This window comes from Pseudochrobactrum kiredjianiae (genome assembly GCF_030362795.1).
Taxonomy (GTDB): Bacteria; Pseudomonadota; Alphaproteobacteria; order Rhizobiales; family Rhizobiaceae; genus Pseudochrobactrum; species Pseudochrobactrum kiredjianiae.
In genome coordinates, this window is the sequence record NZ_JAUCBM010000001.1 from 1 (window position 1) to 20339 (window position 20339).

Consider the following 20339-nt stretch of genomic DNA (forward strand, 5'->3'; position numbering starts at 1 on the left):
AACGAAGGACAATGCCGCCCACGTTTCTCTTTCTTCTCTATTCAAATTTCAAAGAACAGACAGTTCATAAAACCGTCAATCACATCAACAAAATCAACAGTCGAAACCGGATCTCATCGTCGCAATCACTTAAGGCCGAAACCTTAAAATCTCGTAAACACTAAATCAATCTCTCAATCTTTTCAGTGCCTTACCGATTAGCCAATCTCTCAATCAACCAATCTCAGGGGCGAAGCTCTCTGCCGCTAGCAGCGCCGCCGCCCTCGTTGTTGGCCTCATATAGACCCCACTAACCAAAACTGTCAACACGACAAACTAAGAAAAATGCATAATTCTCAAAATTTCTTTCCACAGGCAAAAATATCAATTCAATCCCTTAGCCAGCTTCTCTATATGCACTGAAAACGAGAACTCATATCACCTGTATATGTATTGTATTGAGCAGTGTTTTAATGCTCGCTACCTAAACGCTCCATCTCGGCTTCTGATAAACCAAGACTCTGGCCAATTTCATGAAGCAGGATGTGGCTGATAATCTCGCCAAGGGTCTCTGTGTTCTCGCTCCAGTAATCAAGAATGGCACGACGATATAATATGAGCAGTTCCGGTCCTTCTTGCGCTCTTAAATGAAAGCGCTCGCCGATACCCCGCCCTTCAAAAAGACAAAGAATGTCATAGGGCGTATCAAGATCCAGATCTTCCATGACTTGCTCATCGGGAAAGTCTGCAACTTCAATACGAATCTGCGGGCTGAGCGCGCGAAAATCATCCGGCATATGCGCATAAGCATTCAATGCCAGTGATTGTAATTCATCGACAGACGGGGCAAGACGTGCTGCCCAATCTCCGCTCAGATCAGTCTGAACCATTGTTTCTATCTTTCTCTCCCGCTTATAATACAGCAGGGTATTCGAAGAGTATTCCATAAAAAAACCACGCTAACAGCCATCTGCAGCGTGGTTTCTGTCACTATATAGGCATTTAGAGGACAAATGCCAAGAGAAGCCCTGTTATGAAGAGTTACGCCCATGGATGGGTTTCAGAATTCTTCTTCTCAAACACCGAAATATTATCGGCTTTTTCCATTGTCAGACCGATATCATCCAAACCATTGAGCATGCAATGTCGCTTGAACTCATCCAGCTCAAAACCAATCGAGCCGCCATCGGGGCCGGAAATTGTCATGCCTTCAAGATCAACTGTCAGCGTGGCATTGGCACCGCGCGACGCATCATCCATTAGCTTATCAAGATTTTCCTGAGAAACTTTGATCGGCAAAATACCGTTCTTGAAGCAGTTATTATAGAAGATATCTGCGAAAGATGTTGAAATCACGCAGCGAATGCCGAAATCCAGCAATGCCCAAGGCGCATGCTCACGGGAAGAACCGCAGCCGAAATTGTCACCAGCGACGAGAATCTGTGCATTGCGATAAGCAGGTTTGTTCAAAACAAAATCCGGATTTTCCGAACCGTCTTCATTCAGGCGCATTTCCGCGAAAAGACCTTTACCAAGACCTGTACGCTTGATTGTCTTCAGATAATCCTTAGGGATAATCATATCCGTATCGATATTGATGATCGGCAACGGAGCGGCAACGCCGGTAAGCTTGGTGAATTTTTCCATCGGTCTACAAACCTATAAGTCAAAATGCGTTTTCTCATTGTGCTTTACACCAGCTTTTTGCAGAGTCAAAGGCCTGAGAAGGGCTAAAATCCAAGCGAAGTGCCGCACCATGCCGAAAATCACCTTATCGGTACCGATAACAGGTAATATTTCATTGATTGCTTATGGCATTCAATACAAACAATATTCCGTTGTTTTAAATGGTATTTATCGACTAAAAAATACGTGAGCCTCTTTGGTCAAGGAAAAATTCTGAATGTCTCTTTATCAGCCACGCCGTGCCGTTCTTTATGTACCGGCCAGCCACCAGAAGGCTCTTGCCAAAAGCACAACACTGCATCCCGATGCCATTATCTATGATCTGGAAGATTCCGTCGCTCCGGAAATCAAACAGCAGGCGCGTGAAAATCTGCGCCGCCACTTTCAGGAACAGGGACAAGTCACAATCACTCAGGCTATCCGTATCAATAGTCTCAGCACAGAATGGGGACAGGATGATCTGCGACTGGCTGCCGAACTTCGTGTTCACGCCGTTGTCCTGCCAAAGGCAGAGACACCGCAGCAGATTATCGATGTTGCCCGCCAGCTCGACCATAATGATGCGCCGGAGAACTTAGAAATCTGGGCAATGATTGAAACGCCGCGCGGTATTCTCAATGCGGATGAAATTGCCCGATTGGCGCAAAAATCCGCAGCGCGCCTCAGATGTTTCATTATCGGCACGAATGACATTGCCCTGAGCACCGGTGTAAAAACCACCAACCAGCGCAGTGCGTTACTGCCATGGATGATGCAGGTTATCCTCGCAGCCCGCGCGGGCGGTATTGATATACTGGACGGTGTTTATAATAATTTTCAGGATCAGGCCGGTTTTGCTATCGAGTGTGAACAAGGCGCCATGCTTGGTTTTGACGGAAAAACACTGATCCATCCATCCCAAATTGAAACAGCTTTGAACAGCTATTCCTCAACTGCCGAAGAAGCCGCATGGGCAAATCAGGTAATTGCTGCTTTTAATCTGCCGGAAAATGCTGCCAAAGGTGCCATCTCGCTGAATGGCACGATGGTTGAGCAATTACATATTCGTCAGGCTCAGCGCACTCTTGCCCGTATACGTTGATTCTTCTTTCTGCAAACTACAGGAGTTTTCCATGCAGCTTTATCGTTTTCTTACCGGACCAGATGATTCTTCTTTTTGCCATCGCGTTACCGAAGCCCTGAACAAAGGCTGGATGCTCTATGGTTCGCCAAGCCACAGCTACAATGCCGAAGAAAAAAAGATGTATTGCGGTCAGGCGGTAACCAAGGCCGTTGAAGGTCATGAATATTCGCCGGATATCAAGCTCGGCAGTTTCTAATAATTAAGAGCCCCTGCATAACTTGCAGGGGCTCTTTCTATTTACTAAAGGCCGCGCTTTTCGATCATCGCTTGCGGGCTCGGCATACGACCACGGAAGGCTTTGTATAGTTCTTCCGGATCTTTTGATCCGCCAGCGGCATAAATATGGGTCTTCAATTTCTCTGCCAGATCAGCATTGAAAACATCGCCGCTTTCTTCAAAAGCCGCAAACGCATCAGCATCCAGCACTTCCGACCACATATAAGAATAGTAACCGGCAGAATATCCGTCACCGCTAAACACATGCAGGAAATGCGGTGTGCGATGGCGCATAATAATCGCTTCCGGCATATCCAGCTTTTTCAAAACTTCCGCTTCAAAAGCCAACGGATCAGTCACCGCCTTGTCACTGGTATGGAAAGCCATATCCACCAGTGCTGATGAGGTGAACTCCACAGTGTTGAAACCGGCGTTGAAAGTGGCAGCTTTCAGCACTTTATCAATCAGATCCTGCGGGATTGTCTCACCGGTTTTATAATGTGTGGCGAATTTCTCCAGCACCGGACGTTCTGTCAGCCAATGTTCAAAGAGCTGGGATGGCAGTTCCACAAAATCACGCGAGACTGCGGTGCCGGAAATCGCAGGCCATGTCACATCGCTCAGCAATCCGTGCAGGGCATGACCAAACTCATGGAACAGCGTATGCGCATCATCGAGCGACAACAGTGCCACCTCACCTTTTGGCGGTTTGGCGAAGTTCATCACATTATAAATAATCGGCTGCTGGCCAGCATCCAGACGATGAGACGACTGCAAAGCGCTCATCCATGCGCCGGAGCGTTTGCTCTGGCGGGCAAAATAATCGCCTAAGAACAGGCCGCGTCGTGAACCATCTGCATTGAACACTTCCCACACGCGCACATCCGGATGCCATGTCTGAATGCCCTGATGCTCTTTAAATGTCAGGCCAAACAGACGTGTTGCAACGTCAAAAGCCGCTTCAATAATTTTATTAAGCTGCAGATAAGGTTTGAGATCGCCTTCATCAAAAGCGAAGCGCTCGGCACGCAGCTTTTCTGCATAATAGCGCCAGTCCCAACCGGCTACCGGATGATTCAAGCCCTCACCGGCAATCAGCTTTTCCAGATCAGCCTGTTCTTCCGAAGCACGTTGCTTGGCTTTTTCCCAAACCGGCAGCAGCAAATCCATCACCGCATCCGGCGTTTTAGCCATTGTGTCATCAAGCTTGAACGCGGCAAAATTTGCATAGCCCAGCAGCTTTGCCTTTTCATCGCGCAGACTGACAATCTCTGTTACCAAAGTCCGGTTATCAGTCTCACCACCATTTTCACCACGCTTTGCCCATGCATCATAGGCTTTTTCACGCAAAGTACGAACAGAGGAGAATGTCAGGAACGGTTCAACAATCGCGCGGGACAGTGTAACCGCCCAGGCATCTTGACGGCCACGCTCTTCAGCCGCCGCTTTCATGGCAGCCTGCAATTGCTCAGGCAAACCGGCAAGTTCAGCTTCATCCGTGATAAACAACGCCCATGATGCTTCGTCTTTCAGCACATTCTGGCCGAAACCTGCGCCGAGACCGGCAAGCTTTTCGTTAATGTCAGCCAGCCGTGCCTTGTCCTGTGCATTCAGCTTGGCACCGTTACGCACAAAGCCTTTCCAGCTTTTTTCCAGCACACGCAGCGTTTCCGTATCCAATCCGAGATTAGCACGGTTCTGATAAAGCGCATCAAGGCGGGCAAACAGCACTTCGTTCATCATGATGCGCGAATGATGGCGGGACATTTTCGGCGCGACTTCACGCTCCAGTGCCTGAATATCCTCGTTGGTATGCGCACCGGCACGCAGCCAGAAAATAGCTGCAATATGCGAAAGCTCTTGGCCGGAAAGCTGTAACGCTTTCAAAGTATTTTCAATTGTCGGCGCATCAGAGTTCTGCAAAACCGCTTCAACATCAGCCCAGTCTTTTTCCAGAGCAATATCAAAAGCTGCTTTAAAATCCGCATCAGTGAACTTGCTGAAATCCGGCAGACCAAGCGGGCCGCTCCACTGGCTGAGAGCTTTATTTGCGGGTGTCATCTGATTGTCCTGCGGCATGTCTCACGATCTCCGGTTTGCAGAATTACATTTCAAACATTTAAGCAGCCCGCTTATCCGCCACAAGTGATTTATACGGATAATTGACCGCGCGAAGCAGAAATAGTAAATAGAACTTATTATAAGGAAACCTTACTATGTTTTCAGGCAAATCCTATGATCCGGATAGTTTCGGCTTTCTGGCCTACGATATCAGTCGCCTCTTCAGTCTTGAGCGCGAGCGCAAGATCATTGCCGCAGGCATTGAACTCACGGCTTTTGAGTCTCGGACATTGGTGCATGTGGCGCGTTATCAGCCTGCCCGTCAGGTTGCACTGGCCGAGAGTATGAATATTGAGGCGATGACCCTGTCCGGTTATCTCGACAGACTGGAGAATCGCCAGCTGTTGCGCCGTGAGCCTGATCCCGATGACCGCCGCGCAAAGCTGATTTTTCTCAATGAAACAGCTGTTCCCGTTCTCGATGATTTAAAGCGTATTGCACGTGAAACAATTTCAGAAGTCTCGCGCGCATTGCCGCCTGAGGAGTGGGAGAAGTTCATGGGCAATCTGATGACAGTCCGCGCACATTTAAGAGAAATCAATCAGGAAAACCGGAAAAGCTGACCTGCTTTCCCGCTCTTTTACAATCCAACCATAAAGCATGCCGCTATGCCCGATTCATCGCCTCGCGTAAAAGCCTCTCCTCTGGTCATCATGTCCGAACGCCGTGTCGGTATTATCGGTGGTTTTCTCTCGGCAATCGGGCCGCTGGCCATGTCGCTCTACACACCGGCAATGCCGGATATTGTGACCGCTTTCGGCACCACGGAATCCGCGGTCAAACTCACACTCACAGCCTATTTCGGCGGCTTCTGTTTTGCCCAGCTGATCTGTGGTCCCCTCTCCGATGGTTATGGGCGCAAACCGATCACCATCCTGTTCATGTCCGTCTATCTGGCGGCAAGTGTGCTGGCATTGCTGGCACCGACAATTGAGATCATGGTGCTGGCACGTCTGTTACAGGGTGTGGGCGCAGCAGTCGGTGTAACCATGTCCCGCGCGATTGTCCGCGATCTGTTTACCAGTGATAAGTCGGCAAGGGTTATGAACCTGATCGGCATTGTCCTGTCTGTCGGCCCTGCTATCGGCCCGACACTCGGTGGGCTGACGCTGGAGTTCTTCGGCTGGCATGCGATTTTTATGGTCATGATCCTGCAAGGTATCGTGGTTATTACCATCATGCTGCTTTTTGTGCAGGAAACAGGTAATCCTGATCCGTCCCGCATCCGACCGAAAACCCTGATCAAATCCTATTTCAGCCTGCTGAAAACTCCGCATTTTCTGCTGGCCAGTCTGGTACTGACCGGTGCCACCGGTGCCCTTTATACGTCTGCCACCATCATGCCCTTTATTCTGATGTCCCGCGTTGGCTTATCACCAAGTCAGTTTGGCATGGGAATGCTGCTGCAAACTGCCTTCTATGTCTCAGGCGGGATTATCTACCGCTTGATGATGCACCGGCTGAGCGTGTTTCAAATGTTCTGCATCGGCCTGCTCTGCACCTGTTCGGCCAGTATCCTGCTTGCGGTAATGCTGCGCGTTTATGAGCCGAGCTATTTGCGGGTCATGCTGCCAATGGGGCTCTATGTGATGGGTATCGCTTTCCTCACGCCACAAATGACCACAGCGGCCATGGCACCTTTTCCGCAGATTGCAGGCTCGGCCTCGGCTTTAATGGGCTTCTTTCAAATGGGCGGCGGTCTGGTCGGCGGCATACTCTCCGCCTCAATGGGCGATCCCGTGATTGCCATGGCAACTTTGTTGCCGCTGATGGGATTACTGTCATTAATCAGCTATATCATGTGGAACAGGTTCAAACTGCCCCTGAGCCAGACGATAGAACATCCGATTACGCCTAAAATTTCTGAACAACGATAAAATCAGATAGGTCTTTTTGAAAACGGAAACGCATCTAGAGCATTTCCCGTTTAGATTGGATCATTGGAAATGCTCTATACTTTTATTTAAGCGCATCTTATTCCGAAAACCGGTTCCCACTTTTCGGGATGCGCTCCAGCAGGGTTGACATCCCCCGCTCAACAGCACAAAAAGCACGGGAAGACCCTTTGGTCTGATTTTAACCGGAGTTTTACTCTTATGCCCTGCGACAGTCACAGTCGATTGTTTATGCCGTCATCGGCAGCCCTGACCTGATCGCAGAAGGCGGTTGGTTTGTCACGGTCTGTCATGACGGCGGATCGACAGAGAGGCAAGCCAATGAACAACAATACCGGCACCTATGGTGCAGCTCTCGATACAACTAATCTCGCACTATCCGCCCTGCTTGAGCAGGTCGCTCAGCTCCGTACCGGCGATGCCGTCGAGCTGATTAATGAACTTGATCTCGACGATCAGGTCGCATTGTTCCGCGCAGTTTCCACCGATCAGGCGGTTCTGCTGCTCGATCAGCCTGAACTGCATTACGCTGAACAGATCATCGACAGTCTTGACACTGCCCATGCCGGAGAAATCCTCAACGGCATGTCCGCTGACCGCGCTACCGACATTTTTCATGATATGGACTGGCCGTCACGCAACCGCCTGTTTGCTATTCTGTCGGCTGAAACCAAAGCTAATCTGAAAAAGCTGATGGGCTATCCGGCAGATACAGCCGGCGGTCTGATGACCACCGAATTTATCTCTGTGCCAACCACATGGACGGTTGAGCAGACCCTTGCACATATCCGTCAGGTCGAGCGCTCGCGTGAAACTGTCTATGCCATTTATGTGGAAGATCCGGCCACCCGCGTTTTGCAGCACGTGGTTTCTCTGCGCCGTCTGATTACGGCTGATCTGCAGGCCAGCATTGCAGAAGTTGGGCGCGACCAGACACCGCTGACTGTTCCCCCGCTGATGGATCAGGAAGAGGTTTCCCGCCTGTTCCGTAAACATGATCTTCTGGCCATTCCCGTTGTTGATGAACAGCACCACTTGATCGGTATCGTGACCGTGGATGATGTTCTCGACGCCATGACCGAAGAAACCTCGGAAGACGCCTATAAATTCGGTGGTATGGAGGCTTTTACCAAGCCCTATATGCAGATCGGTTTCTTTGAAATGCTGCGCAAGCGCGGCGGCTGGCTCTGTATCTTGTTCCTGAGTGAAATGCTGACCGCCAGTGCGATGCAGCATTTTGAAGTCGAACTGGAAAAAGCCATTGTACTGGCGCTGTTTATTCCGCTGATTATGAGCTCTGGCGGTAACTCCGGCTCGCAGGCAACCTCGTTGCTGATCCGTGCCTTAGCGTTGCAGGATCTCAAACTGGGTGACTGGTGGCGTGTGGCCTTGCGTGAAATACCAACAGGGCTGGCATTGGGTTCAATGCTCGGCCTGATCGGCTTTGTCCGCATTGCCATCTGGCAGAAAACCGGCCTCTATGATTACGGCGAACATTGGGTACTGATCGGCATTACTATTGGTGTCGCTTTGATCGGCATTGTGTTGTTCGGCTCTCTGTCCGGCTCCATGCTGCCGTTCATTCTCCAGCGCCTCGGGCTTGATCCGGCCAGTGCTTCGGCTCCCTTTGTCGCGACACTTGTCGATGTGATGGGACTAATCATCTATTTCAGCGTTGCGGTGATATTCCTCACCGGAACCCTGCTTTAACATCTCAACCGGCCGGAAATTTCCGGCCGGTTTTTTATCCGGTAAATGCTCTTATGGCGTTTTATGCAGTCACTGCACAGCAGGTTTGATATATACGAAATGCTAAAATCAGCCCTCCCCCTTTTAAAATTGACGAAAAACCTGTAAGAGCGCCCCATTATCTGCGGCGTTCACTCGGTTTTGTCCTGGGCGTCCCAACCCCCTATTCAGAGTGATAATCAATGCAATTGCGTAACATCGCGATCATCGCACACGTTGACCACGGCAAAACGACCCTGGTTGACGAACTTCTGAAACAGTCCGGTGTATTCCGTGACAATCAGCGCGTCACAGAACGCATGATGGACTCCGGTGATATCGAGCGCGAGCGCGGCATCACCATTCTTGCCAAGGCAACTTCCGCTGTCTGGAAAGATACACGCATCAATATCGTTGATACTCCGGGCCACGCCGACTTCGGTGGTGAAGTTGAGCGTATCCTTTCGATGGTTGACGGCGTTGTCGTTCTCGTTGACTCCGCTGAAGGCCCGATGCCTCAGACCAAGTTCGTTGTTGGTAAAGCGCTCAAACTCGGCTTACGTCCTATCGTTGCGATCAACAAGATCGACCGTCCGGATGGCCGTCATGAAGAAGTCATCAACGAAGTTTTCGATATGTTTGCAGCGCTTGATGCGACTGACGAACAGCTCGACTTCCCGATTCTTTACGGTTCAGGCCGTAACGGCTGGATGGCAGAAAATCCGGAAGGTCCAAGCGATCAGGGTCTGGCTCCGCTGTTTGATCTGATCCTTAAGCATGTTCCGGCACCTAAGGTTGCTGAAGGTCCGTTCACGATGATCGGTACCATTCTGGAAGCTGATCCGTTCCTCGGCCGCATCATCACCGGTCGTATTCATTCCGGTACTTTGAAGCCGAACCAGGCTGTAAAAGTGCTCGGTCAGGACGGTAAACTGCTGGAAAACGGCCGTGTTTCCAAAATCCTCGCTTTCCGTGGTCTGGAACGTACAGCGATTGAAGAAGGTGTTGCAGGCGATATCGTCGCGATTGCCGGTCTTTCAAAAGGAACTGTGGCTGACACATTCTGCGACCCTTCAATCAATGAAGCCATGAAGGCTCAGCCGATTGATCCGCCAACTGTAACAATGTCCTTCATTGTTAACGACAGCCCGCTGGCCGGGACTGAAGGTGACAAGGTTACCAGCCGTGTTATCCGTGACCGTCTGCTCAAAGAAGCTGAAGGTTCGGTTGCGCTTCAGATTGAAGAATCCGAAGATAAAGATTCGTTCTACGTTTCCGGTCGTGGTGAATTGCAGCTCGCAGTTCTGATCGAAACAATGCGTCGTGAAGGTTTTGAGCTGAGCATTTCGCGTCCGCGCGTTGTGATGCACAAAGACGAAGACGGCAACCTGCTTGAGCCGGTTGAAGAAGTTGTTATCGACGTTGACGAAGAGTATTCCGGCACCGTTGTTCAGAAAATGTCTGAGCGCAAAGCCGAAATGGCTGAGCTGCGTCCATCCGGCGGTAACCGCGTTCGTCTGGTGTTCTTTGCACCAACCCGTGGTCTGATCGGTTACCAGTCTGAACTGATGACTGATACACGCGGTACAGCGATTATGAACCGTCTGTTCCACGAATATCAGCCGCATAAAGGCGCGATCGGTGGTCGTAACAACGGCGTACTGATCTCGAACGATCAGGGCGAATCAGTTGCCTATGCGATGTTCAACCTTGAAGATCGTGGTCCGATGATCATTGATGCAGGTACCAAGGTTTATCAGGGCATGATCGTGGGTATTCACACGCGCGACAATGATCTGGAAATCAACGTGCTGAAAGGCAAGAAGCTGACCAACATGCGCGCATCCGGTAAGGATGAAGCTGTTAAGCTGACCCCGCCGATCCGTATGACACTGGAACGCGCTCTTTCCTGGATTCAGGATGACGAACTGATGGAAGTAACACCAAAGTCCATCCGTCTGCGTAAGCTCTATCTGGACCCGAATGACCGTAAGCGTTTTTCGAAGTCCAAAGGTATGTAATCATACTTAAACGGAAAAATGGAAAAGGCGGCTTTCTTCAGAAAGCCGCCTTTTTCAATATATAAATGTAGTTTTATATCTCACAGAAGATACAGAGCGGTTATTTTACAACCAGCACCGGCACTTTGCTCAAAGACAGAACTTCTGCAGCCTGACTGCCCAGCAACAGCTTGTTCATGCCACGACGACCATGCGACGCAATCACAATCAACTCAGCCTGATGGGTCTCGGCAGCTTCCACAATACCGACGGCCGGTGACTGATTCTCAATATGCAGACCTTCAACAGTCACGCCGGCATCCCGCGCTTTGGCAAGTGCCTGCTGTACAATCGCTTTGGCCTGTTCAGCCATGGATGTGCGGTATTCTTCAAAAATTTCCGGCGATGTGCTCAATCCCGGTGCCACGACAATGCCATAGCTCGGAAACAGATCTGTGACCGTCAAGACTGTGATTTTAGCGGAAAGCTCCTTGGCCAGACCAATAGCCTGCTCCAGACCTTTATTGGCAAGCTCTGAACCGTCAGTTGCCACTAAAATATGCTTATACATTTTTCGCCCTTCCTTTTTGCAGTGTCTGCTAAACATTATCTGAGCAACACTTCATATTATTTATCTAAGAATTAACAGTAGAAATTACATTGATCGCAATCAAAATTGTTTGTGATCCACGCCCTGTATTTCATGGCCTGTTTCAGGACAGCGAAGACGTCAGAAATTGAACCTGTCATTATTCGGCTATAAAATAATTCTAAATTTTCATTGTGATAGAATATTATTCTAATTTGACTGCATAATCTGGAAGCCTGCTTCTATAATCCTGAGCCGTCAGGCCCTATGATTTGCGAAAAGATCAGGAGATTTGGTATGAGCGATTCTAACAAGCCGGGCCGCGGCCGTATTTATTCTTCTATAGTTGAAACAATCGGCAACACACCACTTGTCCGCGTTGACAAGTTTGCCCGTGAGAACAGCGTTGTCGCCAACCTTCTCGTTAAGCTCGAATTTTTTAATCCGCTTGCCAGTGTTAAAGACCGTATTGGTCTGGCAATGATTGAAAGCCTTGAGGCTGAAGGTAAAGCTGTTCCGGGTAAAACAGTATTCATTGAGCCGACTTCGGGCAATACCGGTATCGCACTGGCTTTTGCCGCTGCTGCCAAAGGCTACAGCCTGATTCTGACTATGCCTGAAACCATGTCGGTTGAACGTCGTAAGCTTCTGAAGCTGCTTGGCGCAGAACTGGTGTTGACAGAAGGTGCCAAAGGCATGAAAGGCGCGATTGCCAAGGCTGAGGAACTCGCCGCCGGCAACCCCGACGCCATTATCCCGCAACAGTTTGAAAATGCAGCCAATCCGGAAATTCACCGTAAAACAACTGCGGAAGAAATCTGGAACGATACCAATGGTGAAGCCGATATTCTGGTTTCCGGTATTGGTACCGGCGGCACTATCACCGGTATTGGACAAGTTCTGAAAGCCCGCAAACCATCGTTCAAAGTGGTTGCAGTTGAGCCAAAAGATTCGCCTGTGCTTTCCGGCGGCAATCCGGGCCCGCATAAAATTCAGGGTATTGGCGCCGGTTTTGCGCCCAAAACTCTCGATACCGGCATTTATGATGAAATCATTCAGGTCGCCAATGAAGATGCTTTCACCTATGCGCGTCAGATTGCCCGCGTGGAAGGTATTCCGGTCGGCATTTCTTCCGGTGCAGCACTCAAAGCTGCGATCGAGGTTGGCAAGCGTCCGGAAAATAAAGGCAAAAACATTGTCGTTATTATTCCGTCTTTCGCCGAACGTTATCTCTCAACCGCTTTGTTTGACGGTCTTGACGCCTAATTTAAGCAACTGAACTTTAAAATATTGAAACCGGCCTTTGTGCCGGTTTTTTTATGGCTGTTTCATAAAAAATGCAGCGTACTGTCAGCAGCCCAAACTCTCATGCCCTCTCCGGTTTAATCACGCAAAATTCATGAAGAAAAAACCTTCAGTTCTGCTACACCTCAGCTCAAGAATCAAACCATACGGTTTGTTACGTTATGTGGTGAAATTCCGCATCGCGCAAAGAATAAACACAGAAACTGAACGTCTTTTTCAACCCGCTTTCGTGCAAAGAACCATCATTCATGACAGATAAACACTCTGAACCGTCTTTAATTCTGCCATTTCTCGCACCACTCTATGCCCGTTTTCACGATTTAGCCTACGCCGTCATGCGTGCTGCAAGCGGCGGCATCATGGCATTCTTTGGATGGGAAAAATTGTTTAACGGCGATATGCCCCGCGATATTGAATTGTTTCAGCAATTGGGGCTGGAGCCTGCGGTGCCGCTGGCCTATTTTACCAGCATTCTTGAATTTGCCGGTGGTATTGCCATTGCAATCGGTCTGTTTACACGCCCGCTCGCTTTTATGCTGTTTATCCAGATGATTGTGATTCTGCTGATGGTCATGATCCCGCGCGGCAGCGGTTTCCAGCTCTCAACAGTCTGGTTCGGTGTGTTTATGTATCTGAGTGTGGCCGGTAGTGGCCGCTTGTCCTTAGACCGCCTGCTTGGCAAACAGTTCTAAACATAAAAGCCGGCTCATGAGCCGGCTTTTTCATTCTCTTCACAACCGGATCTGGGAGCTATCCGGTGCAAGATATTTTAGTGCGCATGACGGGCTGCACAAGCAGGGCCAGGGCCACGCATATAATGGCGTTCCGGACGATAGCTTGGTGCCAGAAACTCGCGAATAACTTTAACAACTTGACGAAACTGAACGATCAGACCCATCATCCTACACCCTGATTAATTTAGAATTATTGTTTTTCTGAAGCGCAAATCGCAACAGTGAATTTAAGGTAAATATTAGCCAACAAAGGTGAACATCATATGAATTCACATGCTTAACGACCTGTTAAAAATAACCTTTTATTTATTAACTTGATAAAAAACCCCGCATTTCTTGACAAAATGCGGGGTTTTGATCTGTTTCAAACCTGAGATAGTATTAATTCTTAACGGGTTGGTACCGGCTCATCACCACGGTAGTCGTAGAAACCACGACCGGTTTTACGGCCCAGCCAGCCTGCTTCGACATATTTAACTAGCAGCGGGCACGGGCGATACTTGGAATCCGACAGACCTTCATAAAGCACCTGCATGATCGACAAGCATGTATCCAGACCGATAAAATCTGCAAGCTGCAGCGGCCCCATCGGATGATTGGCACCAAGCTTCATCGCGGTATCAATCGCATCCACAGTGCCGACACCTTCATAAAGCGTGTAAATCGCTTCATTAATCATCGGCAGCAGAATACGATTGACGATAAAGGCAGGGAAGTCGGCTGAAACCGTTATGGTCTTACCGAGTTTCTGTACAAAATCAGTCGAAGCAGAAAAAGTCGGCTCTTCCGTTGCAATACCGCGGATCAGCTCAACCAGTTTCATCACCGGCACCGGATTCATGAAATGAATACCGATGAAGCGCTCAGGACGATCCGTTGTCGCAGCCAAACGGGTGATCGAAATCGAAGACGTATTGGTTGCCAGAATAGCATTGCTATGCAGATGCGGGCAGACCTGCGCAAAAATCTGCTTCTTAACAGCTTCGTTTTCCGTTGCCGCTTCAATCACCAGATCGCAAGGTGCCAGATCAGCCATGGTTTTGGCCGGTTTAATCAGTGCCAGACCGGCAATACGTGCGTCCTCTGCTAGTTTGCCTGAAGCAACCTGACGGGCCATATTTCCGCTGATGGTGGCAATGCCGTTTTCCAGCCGCTCAAGCGAAGCATCATGCAACAGCACGTCAAAGCCCGCCAGTGCGCAAACATGAGCAATACCATTGCCCATCTGCCCCGCGCCGATAATACCCACTGTTTTAATTGTAAAACTCATGATGCGCTCCGGTCCCTTCGTATCAATAAATTTACAGCTAGAGAGTTATCTCTGTTCTGCCTACATGAGCAGCCTCATGCAAATAAGTCTAGAGCGGATTACGTTCAAACGAGATGATTGCGCGCTCTGGTTTCTTTTTGGGTCGCATTATCACAGGCATAAAATTGATTCGATTTAGAGCATTTCCAGCAAAAGTGCGAAGCGGTTTTGCGTCGGATAATGCGTCAAAACAAATAGTTACAGCGGTTCCAACGATTCAATCTTAACTGGAACCGCTGTAACTGTGAAATGCTTTGCCCCTGATTAAAGCAAAACGCGCCCGGATTAAATATCTGGACGCGTTATAATATCAAAGACAATCATGCCTGATTGTCATGATCCTGATTAAAGTGCTTTTTCAAGCTCCGGCAGAATGGTGAACAGATCGCCAACCAGACCATAATCAGCAACCTGGAAAATCGGTGCTTCTTCATCCTTGTTGATCGCAACGATCACTTTGGAATCCTTCATACCGGCCAGATGCTGAATCGCACCGGAGATACCGCAAGCGATATATAATTGAGGCGCAACAACCTTACCGGTCTGACCAACCTGCCAGTCATTTGGTGCATAACCGGCATCAACCGCAGCACGGCTGGCACCAATAGCAGCACCGAGCTTGTCTGCAACCGGTGTAATCACTTCGTTGAATTTCTCAGCAGAACCGAGTGCGCGGCCACCTGAAATGATGATTTTTGCCGAAGTCAGTTCCGGACGATCACCGCCGGAAATCTTGGCTTCAACAAATTTCGACACTGCCGGATCATTGCCTGCATCAACGCTTTCAACCGCAGCTGAACCGCCTTCACCGGCAGCAGCAAAAGATGCTGTACGCACAGTGATGACTTTTTTCGCATCAGTCGTTTCAACAGTCTGAATAGCGTTACCCGCATAGATCGGACGCTTGAACACAGTCGGAGATACAACTTCGATGATCTCGGATACCTGTGCCACATCGAGAAGGGCAGCAACACGCGGCAGCACGTTTTTGCCGGATGTTGTGGCAGGGGCAATCACGGTGTCGTAAGAACCGGCCAGACCGACCAGCAATGCGGCAGTTGGTTCTGCCAGACGGTTTTCAAGAGCATCGCTCTCAGCCAGCAGGACTTTGCGTACGCCTTTGAGTTTGGCAGCGGCATCTGCGGCAGCTTTTGCACCTTTACCCGCAACCAGTACATCCACATCACCGCCAATAGCGAGCGCTGCGGTCAATGCCTTAGCTGTCTGGTCAGAAAGACTTGCATTATCGTGTTCTGCAAAAAGAAGAATAGCCATAATCGTTTTCCTGTCCTGACCCGCTTACAATACGCCTGCTTCGTTTTTGAGCTTGTCAACAAGCTCAGCAACGGAAGCCACTTTAATGCCCGCTTTACGGCCGGAAGGCTCTTCAGTTTTCAGAACTTTCAGGCGTGGTGCAGTATCTACGCCGTAATCAGCCGGTGTCTTCTCGTCGAGAGGCTTCTTTTTGGCCTTCATAATATTCGGCAGAGAAGCATAACGCGGCTGGTTCAAACGCAGATCTGTGGTGATGATCGCAGGCAGTTTGACTTCAATGGTCTGCAAACCGCCATCAACTTCACGGGTCACATTGGCAGTAGCATCTGAAAGCTGCACTTCCGAGGCAAAAGTTGCCTGTGCCCAGCCCAGCAATGCAGAGAGCATCTGGCCGGTCTGGTTCGCATCATCATCGATGGCCTGTTTGCCAAGAATAACCAGCGCAGGCTGTTCTGCTTCAACCACGCCCTTCAGAATCTTTGCAACGGCAAGCGGCTCAACAACATCGTCATTTTTGACGAGAACAGCGCGGTCAGCACCCATTGCCAAGGCCGTACGAAGGGTTTCCTGCGCCTGCGCAGGGCCGATTGAAACAACCACCACTTCAGAAACCTTACCGGCTTCTTTTAGTTTCAGAGCTTCCTCAACCGCGATTTCATCAAACGGGTTCATCGACATTTTGACATTGGTCAACTCAACGCCTGAACCGTCACTCTTGACCCGGATTTTGACGTTGTAATCAACAACCCGCTTAACTGCGACCAGAACTTTCATTCGGTTAAGATCCTCTCCATTGAAGCAGCATGTGCTGCTCTCTTCGACAAGATATCAGCTCTCTACCAACTGATATCCGTCTGCCTCTCTGTCAGATACAATTTTAAACTATGGCATAAGCAACAACTTGCCTGATGCCGACATTCTAATATCGTATCGCAAACCTGCCTGATGCCCGCCCGATATTGTGCGAACAATATTGACCGGAATTTCAGAAATTTCATAAGACCGTAAGTCTGAACGGGAAGCAGGTCAATCGCCTCCAAGACCAAGGCTATGAAATCTCGTCATAACCATCTTCGAAACCTGAACAAGCATGTCGCAAAATAAACATGCCGGAGCGCCGGATACCTATTCGGCTATCAAAACGTCTCGAATTTTTGCAGATGCCCTCTAGAGCATTTCACAGTCAAGTTGGATCAACTTGACGTCGGGATAATGCGACAAACTAAAGAATCTAGAGTGAGCACTGCGATCCAACATGAACGTAAACCGCTCTAGCGCGTGAGCGCCGGAACCCACAAAATATCGTCCTGGCCCTGATTATTAGCAATACGTGCCGCTACAAACAGCAAGTCTGACAGGCGGTTGATATAATGCAGCGCTGGATCAGAAACGATCTCGCCATCCTGTGCCGCCAGCGCCACCATGGAGCGCTCTGCACGACGGGCAATCGTTCTGGCCATATGCAAATGTGCTGCCGCCGGTGATCCACCGGGCAGAATGAACGAGCGGAGTGGTTCAAGCTCCTCATTCAGCGCATCAATCTCCTGTTCCAGACGATCGACCTGCGTGCTGATGATTCTTAATGGCTCATAACCGAGATTTGCAGCAGCAGCACCGGCAGAACCTGAAACAGCATCGGGAGTGGCAATATCAGCACCGAGGTCAAAGAGATCATTCTGTATCCTTGTCAGTATTGCATCAACTTCCGGCAGGATCAGCGCCGTATAAAGACGCGCCAGCCCGATTGCTGCATTCAGCTCATCAATATCACCGCATGCAATAATCCGAAGATCATCTTTACGCCGTCTGGGACCACAGGCCAAACCTGTTGTGCCGTCATCACCGGTGCGCGTGTAAATTTTATTCAGCTTGACCAAATTGCCTCACAACGGACTGTTTCACAGACGAATTAACGTCGGGCAAAATATAATGCGCCGACCATTAACAGCACGGCGATAAACTGAAACATAATACGCAACCGCATCAATTTGTTTGATGTATTGCCATCGCCGTTTCGTAGCATATTACGCAAACCCAGCAGCAAAACCACTGCCACGGCGATCATTGCAATGATCGCTAAAAATTTGAAACCGCTGTCCATCTTCTTCCTCCCGATCGCTTTTCAGCAATCCTCTGTCTTCCCCGCACAATGTGTAACAGATGCTTTTTGCGGCTGATAGAGCATTTCCCGCAAAAGTGCGTAGCGGTTTTGCGTCAGGACAATGCGACTAAACAAACCAGCATTTCCCGCAAAAGTGCGCAGCGATTTTGCGGCAGGACAATGCGACTAAACAAAGCCAGCATTTCCCGTAAAAGTGTATAGCGGTTTTACGTCAGGACAATGCGCCAAACAAACCAGCATTTCCCGTAAAAGTGTATAGCGGTTATAATGCGAAGAGCGCATATTCCTTATGATTGATCGGACAGCATTTTATAAAGCCAGCGGGAAGGCAGCAGGCGCTTGGCAAGAATGCCCAGCTTTGCCGGGCGTGTTACCGGATAATGCGGACGTGGCCTGTCACTTTCCAATGCATGCAATAAAACCTCATACACTGCATCAGGGCCGAGCTTCGCTGAGGACTTTGTCCCGCCACCCTGCAGTTTTGCAAATTGCCGCTGGTAATCCTGCCGGTGAACAGACGCTTCCATATCAATATATTTCTGCGCAAAAGCAGCTGCATTGACTGCAAATTTGCTGGTAATCGGGCCCGGCTCAATCATTGAGACAGAAAGACCTGAACCTTCCAACTCCATACGCTGCACCAGCATCAGCCCTTCCAGAGCAAATTTGGAAGACACATAAGCGCCGCGCCATTTCATCGGCACTAATCCGAGAATGGATGAACAATGCACCAGCCGCCCCTGCTTACGGGCACGCATTGCGGGGATCAGCCTTTGCGTTAAATCCTGCCAGCCAAAGAAATTAGCCTCGAATTGCAAGCGCAACGCTTCCATCGGCAAGTCTTCTACCGCACCGGGCTGCGCATAAGCGCCATTATTAAACAGCGCATCAAGCTGATGATGACAAGCTTCCAGAACCGCTTCAGCAACAGCTGCAATTGACTCCGGCTCACAATAATCCAGATAAAAAGCTTCAAAGCCCTGCTCTCGCAAATAGCTCAGATCTTCACTCTTACGCGCAGTGGCAAACACCCGCCAGCCACGCTGTTTCAGCGCTTGCGCACAAAAAGCACCGATACCGCTGGAACAACCGGTGATCAGAATAGTTTTTTGTATGACAGGTGAAATTTGCGCATTCTGTGCCATAGGTTGGTCTTTATCCATTGGTTTACGGGCTGACATAATTGCAATTCCTGTCCGCAAAGTTTTATACACGTTGAGTTTTTGACTTATCGTCAGTTATACCACACAAACATGACATCAGCGCCGCAACAGATTGAGAGCGGTTCCCACTTTTGCTGGAAGTGCTCGAATAGAACAAGCTGAACTTAAGGAATTTTCTGTCTATGCGAAAAATAGTCCGTTTCCTCAGACAGACTGCCACTGATGCGATCGGCCATTTTATCTCCGATGACGGCTGGGCTTTTGCATCCCATATCGCCCTTTCCAGCCTAATGGCGCTGTTTCCGTTTTTGATTTTCGCAACAGCCCTTGCCAGTTTTCTCGGTGCTGATGCTTTTGCCGATACGGCAGTGCATGTCATTTTTGACACCTGGCCGCCTGCAATTGCCGCACCGATTGCCCGTGAAGTGCAAAATGTTCTGACCATTCAGCGTGGTGACCTCCTGACCCTCAGTGTGATCGCCGCCGCCTATTTTGCTTCCAATGGCGTTGAGGCACTGCGCGTTGCGCTCAACCGTGCCTATCGCGTTACTGATACCCGCTCCATTCTGTTTTGCCGTGCGCAAAGTCTGGGCTTCGTGATTGTGGCGACCCTCAGCATTATGGCGATCAGTTTTCTGCTGATTCTGGCACCTCTGGCTATTCGCTTAGCCGAACAATGGGTACCGGCTCTCGAAACTATGTCTGTCTCATTCAGCTTCTGGCGCTATGCAATTGCGCTTTCCGTCCTGATTTTCGGTCTGTTTGTCGTGCATATCTGGCTACCGGCGGGCAAGCGCTCACTGGTTGATATTCTGCCGGGCATTGTGCTGACATTGCTCGCATGGCTGGCCGGTGCCACCGCTTTTGCACGTTATCTGGAGAGTTTTGCCAGTTACGTCACCACCTATGCCGGTCTGGCCTCGATCATGGTGGCGATTGTGTTTCTCTATATTATCGCCGCGATTTTCATTATCGGTGCAGAAGTTAATGCTGCAATTATGCAGTACCGTAATCGCGAACAGCAATAAGGATACAAAAAAGGCGCGGTTTCCCGCGCCTTTTGGTTTAGAGCGGTTTCAGTTAATATTGAACCG

20 protein-coding genes are annotated in these 20339 nt (G+C 49.5%); 9 read left to right on the forward strand and 11 right to left on the reverse strand.

Translation table 11 applies throughout. The features are described 5' to 3' along the window. Nucleotides 1-449: 449 nt before the first annotated feature. Nucleotides 450-869 carry a metallopeptidase family protein gene (locus tag QUF18_RS00005; RefSeq protein ID WP_289384162.1) on the reverse strand — a complete coding sequence of 140 codons (420 nt, stop codon included), beginning with the start codon at nt 867-869 and terminating at the stop codon, nt 450-452. 151 nt (nt 870-1020) lie between these two features. Further along, on the reverse strand, nt 1021-1626 hold the full coding sequence (leuD, locus tag QUF18_RS00010; RefSeq protein ID WP_289384166.1) for a 3-isopropylmalate dehydratase small subunit: 606 nt from the start codon (nt 1624-1626) through the stop codon (nt 1021-1023). Between the two features lie 256 nt (nt 1627-1882). Between leuD and QUF18_RS00015 the strand changes: the two genes are divergently transcribed. Both QUF18_RS00015 and QUF18_RS00020 read left to right on the forward strand, forming a co-directional pair. Then, a complete protein-coding gene (locus QUF18_RS00015) occupies nt 1883-2746 on the forward strand; it encodes an HpcH/HpaI aldolase/citrate lyase family protein (protein WP_289384167.1) in 864 nt (287 codons plus the stop codon). Between the two features lie 31 nt (nt 2747-2777). Continuing rightward, nucleotides 2778-2984 (forward strand): DUF1737 domain-containing protein, encoded by a 207-nt coding sequence (locus QUF18_RS00020; protein WP_220158670.1) that lies wholly within the window; start codon nt 2778-2780, stop codon nt 2982-2984. Between the two features lie 44 nt (nt 2985-3028). Here the strand turns inward: QUF18_RS00020 and QUF18_RS00025 are convergent, their stop codons facing one another. Further along, a complete protein-coding gene (locus tag QUF18_RS00025; protein WP_289384168.1) occupies nt 3029-5065 on the reverse strand; it encodes a M3 family metallopeptidase in 2037 nt (678 codons plus the stop codon). Nucleotides 5066-5220: 155 nt separating this feature from the next. Here QUF18_RS00025 and QUF18_RS00030 point away from each other — a divergent pair, with 155 nt between their 5' ends. The 4 genes from QUF18_RS00030 (at nt 5221) to typA (ending at nt 10769) form a co-directional block, all read left to right on the forward strand. After that, a complete protein-coding gene (locus QUF18_RS00030) occupies nt 5221-5688 on the forward strand; it encodes a MarR family winged helix-turn-helix transcriptional regulator (protein ID WP_289384169.1) in 468 nt (155 codons plus the stop codon). Nucleotides 5689-5733: 45 nt separating this feature from the next. Beyond that, complete coding sequence (locus QUF18_RS00035) at nt 5734-7002, forward strand: multidrug effflux MFS transporter (RefSeq protein ID WP_289384170.1); 1269 nt, start codon at nt 5734-5736, stop codon at nt 7000-7002. A gap of 339 nt (nt 7003-7341) precedes the next feature. Continuing rightward, nucleotides 7342-8730 (forward strand): magnesium transporter, encoded by a 1389-nt coding sequence (mgtE, locus tag QUF18_RS00040; RefSeq protein ID WP_289384171.1) that lies wholly within the window; start codon nt 7342-7344, stop codon nt 8728-8730. Between the two features lie 221 nt (nt 8731-8951). Next, the gene (gene typA, locus QUF18_RS00045; RefSeq protein WP_289384172.1) at nt 8952-10769 is read left to right on the forward strand and encodes a translational GTPase TypA; all 1818 of its coding nucleotides are present in this window, start codon (nt 8952-8954) and stop codon (nt 10767-10769) included. Between the two features lie 100 nt (nt 10770-10869). On the opposite strand, the gene QUF18_RS00050 is transcribed toward typA, so the two are convergent. Continuing rightward, the gene (locus QUF18_RS00050; protein ID WP_289384173.1) at nt 10870-11319 is read right to left on the reverse strand and encodes a universal stress protein; all 450 of its coding nucleotides are present in this window, start codon (nt 11317-11319) and stop codon (nt 10870-10872) included. Nucleotides 11320-11634: 315 nt separating this feature from the next. Here QUF18_RS00050 and cysK point away from each other — a divergent pair, with 315 nt between their 5' ends. Continuing rightward, on the forward strand, nt 11635-12603 hold the full coding sequence (cysK, locus tag QUF18_RS00055) for a cysteine synthase A (RefSeq protein ID WP_289384174.1): 969 nt from the start codon (nt 11635-11637) through the stop codon (nt 12601-12603). Nucleotides 12604-12890: 287 nt separating this feature from the next. Beyond that, nucleotides 12891-13334 (forward strand): DoxX family protein, encoded by a 444-nt coding sequence (locus QUF18_RS00060; protein ID WP_289384175.1) that lies wholly within the window; start codon nt 12891-12893, stop codon nt 13332-13334. A gap of 77 nt (nt 13335-13411) precedes the next feature. Here QUF18_RS00060 and QUF18_RS00065 read toward each other — a convergent pair whose 3' ends face one another. The 7 genes from QUF18_RS00065 to QUF18_RS00095 form a co-directional block, all read right to left on the reverse strand. Then, on the reverse strand, nt 13412-13543 hold the full coding sequence (locus QUF18_RS00065) for a hypothetical protein (protein ID WP_272906624.1): 132 nt from the start codon (nt 13541-13543) through the stop codon (nt 13412-13414). Nucleotides 13544-13764: 221 nt separating this feature from the next. Beyond that, nucleotides 13765-14646, reverse strand: a complete 882-nt coding sequence (locus tag QUF18_RS00070) for a 3-hydroxybutyryl-CoA dehydrogenase (RefSeq protein ID WP_289384176.1) — start codon at nt 14644-14646, stop codon at nt 13765-13767. Nucleotides 14647-15030: 384 nt separating this feature from the next. After that, entirely contained in the window at nt 15031-15960 is a 930-nt protein-coding gene (locus QUF18_RS00075) for an electron transfer flavoprotein subunit alpha/FixB family protein (RefSeq protein ID WP_289384177.1), read from the reverse strand. 24 nt (nt 15961-15984) lie between these two features. Beyond that, on the reverse strand, nt 15985-16734 hold the full coding sequence (locus tag QUF18_RS00080) for an electron transfer flavoprotein subunit beta/FixA family protein (RefSeq protein ID WP_289384178.1): 750 nt from the start codon (nt 16732-16734) through the stop codon (nt 15985-15987). Nucleotides 16735-17231: 497 nt separating this feature from the next. Beyond that, nucleotides 17232-17837: a cob(I)yrinic acid a,c-diamide adenosyltransferase gene (locus QUF18_RS00085; protein ID WP_289384181.1), complete on the reverse strand. Its 606-nt coding sequence runs from the start codon at nt 17835-17837 to the stop codon at nt 17232-17234. 32 nt (nt 17838-17869) lie between these two features. Beyond that, nucleotides 17870-18061, reverse strand: a complete 192-nt coding sequence (locus QUF18_RS00090) for a twin transmembrane helix small protein (protein WP_122005959.1) — start codon at nt 18059-18061, stop codon at nt 17870-17872. Between the two features lie 308 nt (nt 18062-18369). Beyond that, nucleotides 18370-19227: an SDR family oxidoreductase gene (locus tag QUF18_RS00095; RefSeq protein WP_289386051.1), complete on the reverse strand. Its 858-nt coding sequence runs from the start codon at nt 19225-19227 to the stop codon at nt 18370-18372. A gap of 200 nt (nt 19228-19427) precedes the next feature. Here QUF18_RS00095 and QUF18_RS00100 point away from each other — a divergent pair, with 200 nt between their 5' ends. Further along, nucleotides 19428-20273: a YihY/virulence factor BrkB family protein gene (locus QUF18_RS00100; RefSeq protein ID WP_289384187.1), complete on the forward strand. Its 846-nt coding sequence runs from the start codon at nt 19428-19430 to the stop codon at nt 20271-20273. The last annotated feature ends 66 nt before the right edge of the window (nt 20274-20339 follow it).

Excerpts from the sequence above, each read along its gene's own strand:
- QUF18_RS00060 (WP_289384175.1), top strand. The coding sequence starts at position 12,891 with ATGACAGATAAACACTCTGAACCGTCTTTAATTCTGCCATTTCTCGCA.
- typA (WP_289384172.1), top strand. The coding sequence starts at position 8,952 with ATGCAATTGCGTAACATCGCGATCATCGCACACGTTGACCACGGCAAA.
- cysK (WP_289384174.1), top strand. The coding sequence starts at position 11,635 with ATGAGCGATTCTAACAAGCCGGGCCGCGGCCGTATTTATTCTTCTATA.
- QUF18_RS00095 (WP_289386051.1), bottom strand. The coding sequence starts at position 19,227 with ATGGCACAGAATGCGCAAATTTCACCTGTCATACAAAAAACTATTCTG.
- QUF18_RS00090 (WP_122005959.1), bottom strand. The coding sequence starts at position 18,061 with ATGGACAGCGGTTTCAAATTTTTAGCGATCATTGCAATGATCGCCGTG.
- QUF18_RS00025 (WP_289384168.1), bottom strand. The coding sequence starts at position 5,065 with ATGACACCCGCAAATAAAGCTCTCAGCCAGTGGAGCGGCCCGCTTGGT.
- QUF18_RS00035 (WP_289384170.1), top strand. The coding sequence starts at position 5,734 with ATGCCCGATTCATCGCCTCGCGTAAAAGCCTCTCCTCTGGTCATCATG.
- QUF18_RS00015 (WP_289384167.1), top strand. The coding sequence starts at position 1,883 with ATGTCTCTTTATCAGCCACGCCGTGCCGTTCTTTATGTACCGGCCAGC.
- QUF18_RS00030 (WP_289384169.1), top strand. The coding sequence starts at position 5,221 with ATGTTTTCAGGCAAATCCTATGATCCGGATAGTTTCGGCTTTCTGGCC.
- QUF18_RS00100 (WP_289384187.1), top strand. The coding sequence starts at position 19,428 with ATGCGAAAAATAGTCCGTTTCCTCAGACAGACTGCCACTGATGCGATC.
- leuD (WP_289384166.1), bottom strand. The coding sequence starts at position 1,626 with ATGGAAAAATTCACCAAGCTTACCGGCGTTGCCGCTCCGTTGCCGATC.
- QUF18_RS00020 (WP_220158670.1), top strand. The coding sequence starts at position 2,778 with ATGCAGCTTTATCGTTTTCTTACCGGACCAGATGATTCTTCTTTTTGC.
- QUF18_RS00005 (WP_289384162.1), bottom strand. The coding sequence starts at position 869 with ATGGTTCAGACTGATCTGAGCGGAGATTGGGCAGCACGTCTTGCCCCG.
- QUF18_RS00080 (WP_289384178.1), bottom strand. The coding sequence starts at position 16,734 with ATGAAAGTTCTGGTCGCAGTTAAGCGGGTTGTTGATTACAACGTCAAA.
- QUF18_RS00075 (WP_289384177.1), bottom strand. The coding sequence starts at position 15,960 with ATGGCTATTCTTCTTTTTGCAGAACACGATAATGCAAGTCTTTCTGAC.
- QUF18_RS00065 (WP_272906624.1), bottom strand. The coding sequence starts at position 13,543 with ATGATGGGTCTGATCGTTCAGTTTCGTCAAGTTGTTAAAGTTATTCGC.
- mgtE (WP_289384171.1), top strand. The coding sequence starts at position 7,342 with ATGAACAACAATACCGGCACCTATGGTGCAGCTCTCGATACAACTAAT.
- QUF18_RS00070 (WP_289384176.1), bottom strand. The coding sequence starts at position 14,646 with ATGAGTTTTACAATTAAAACAGTGGGTATTATCGGCGCGGGGCAGATG.
- QUF18_RS00050 (WP_289384173.1), bottom strand. The coding sequence starts at position 11,319 with ATGTATAAGCATATTTTAGTGGCAACTGACGGTTCAGAGCTTGCCAAT.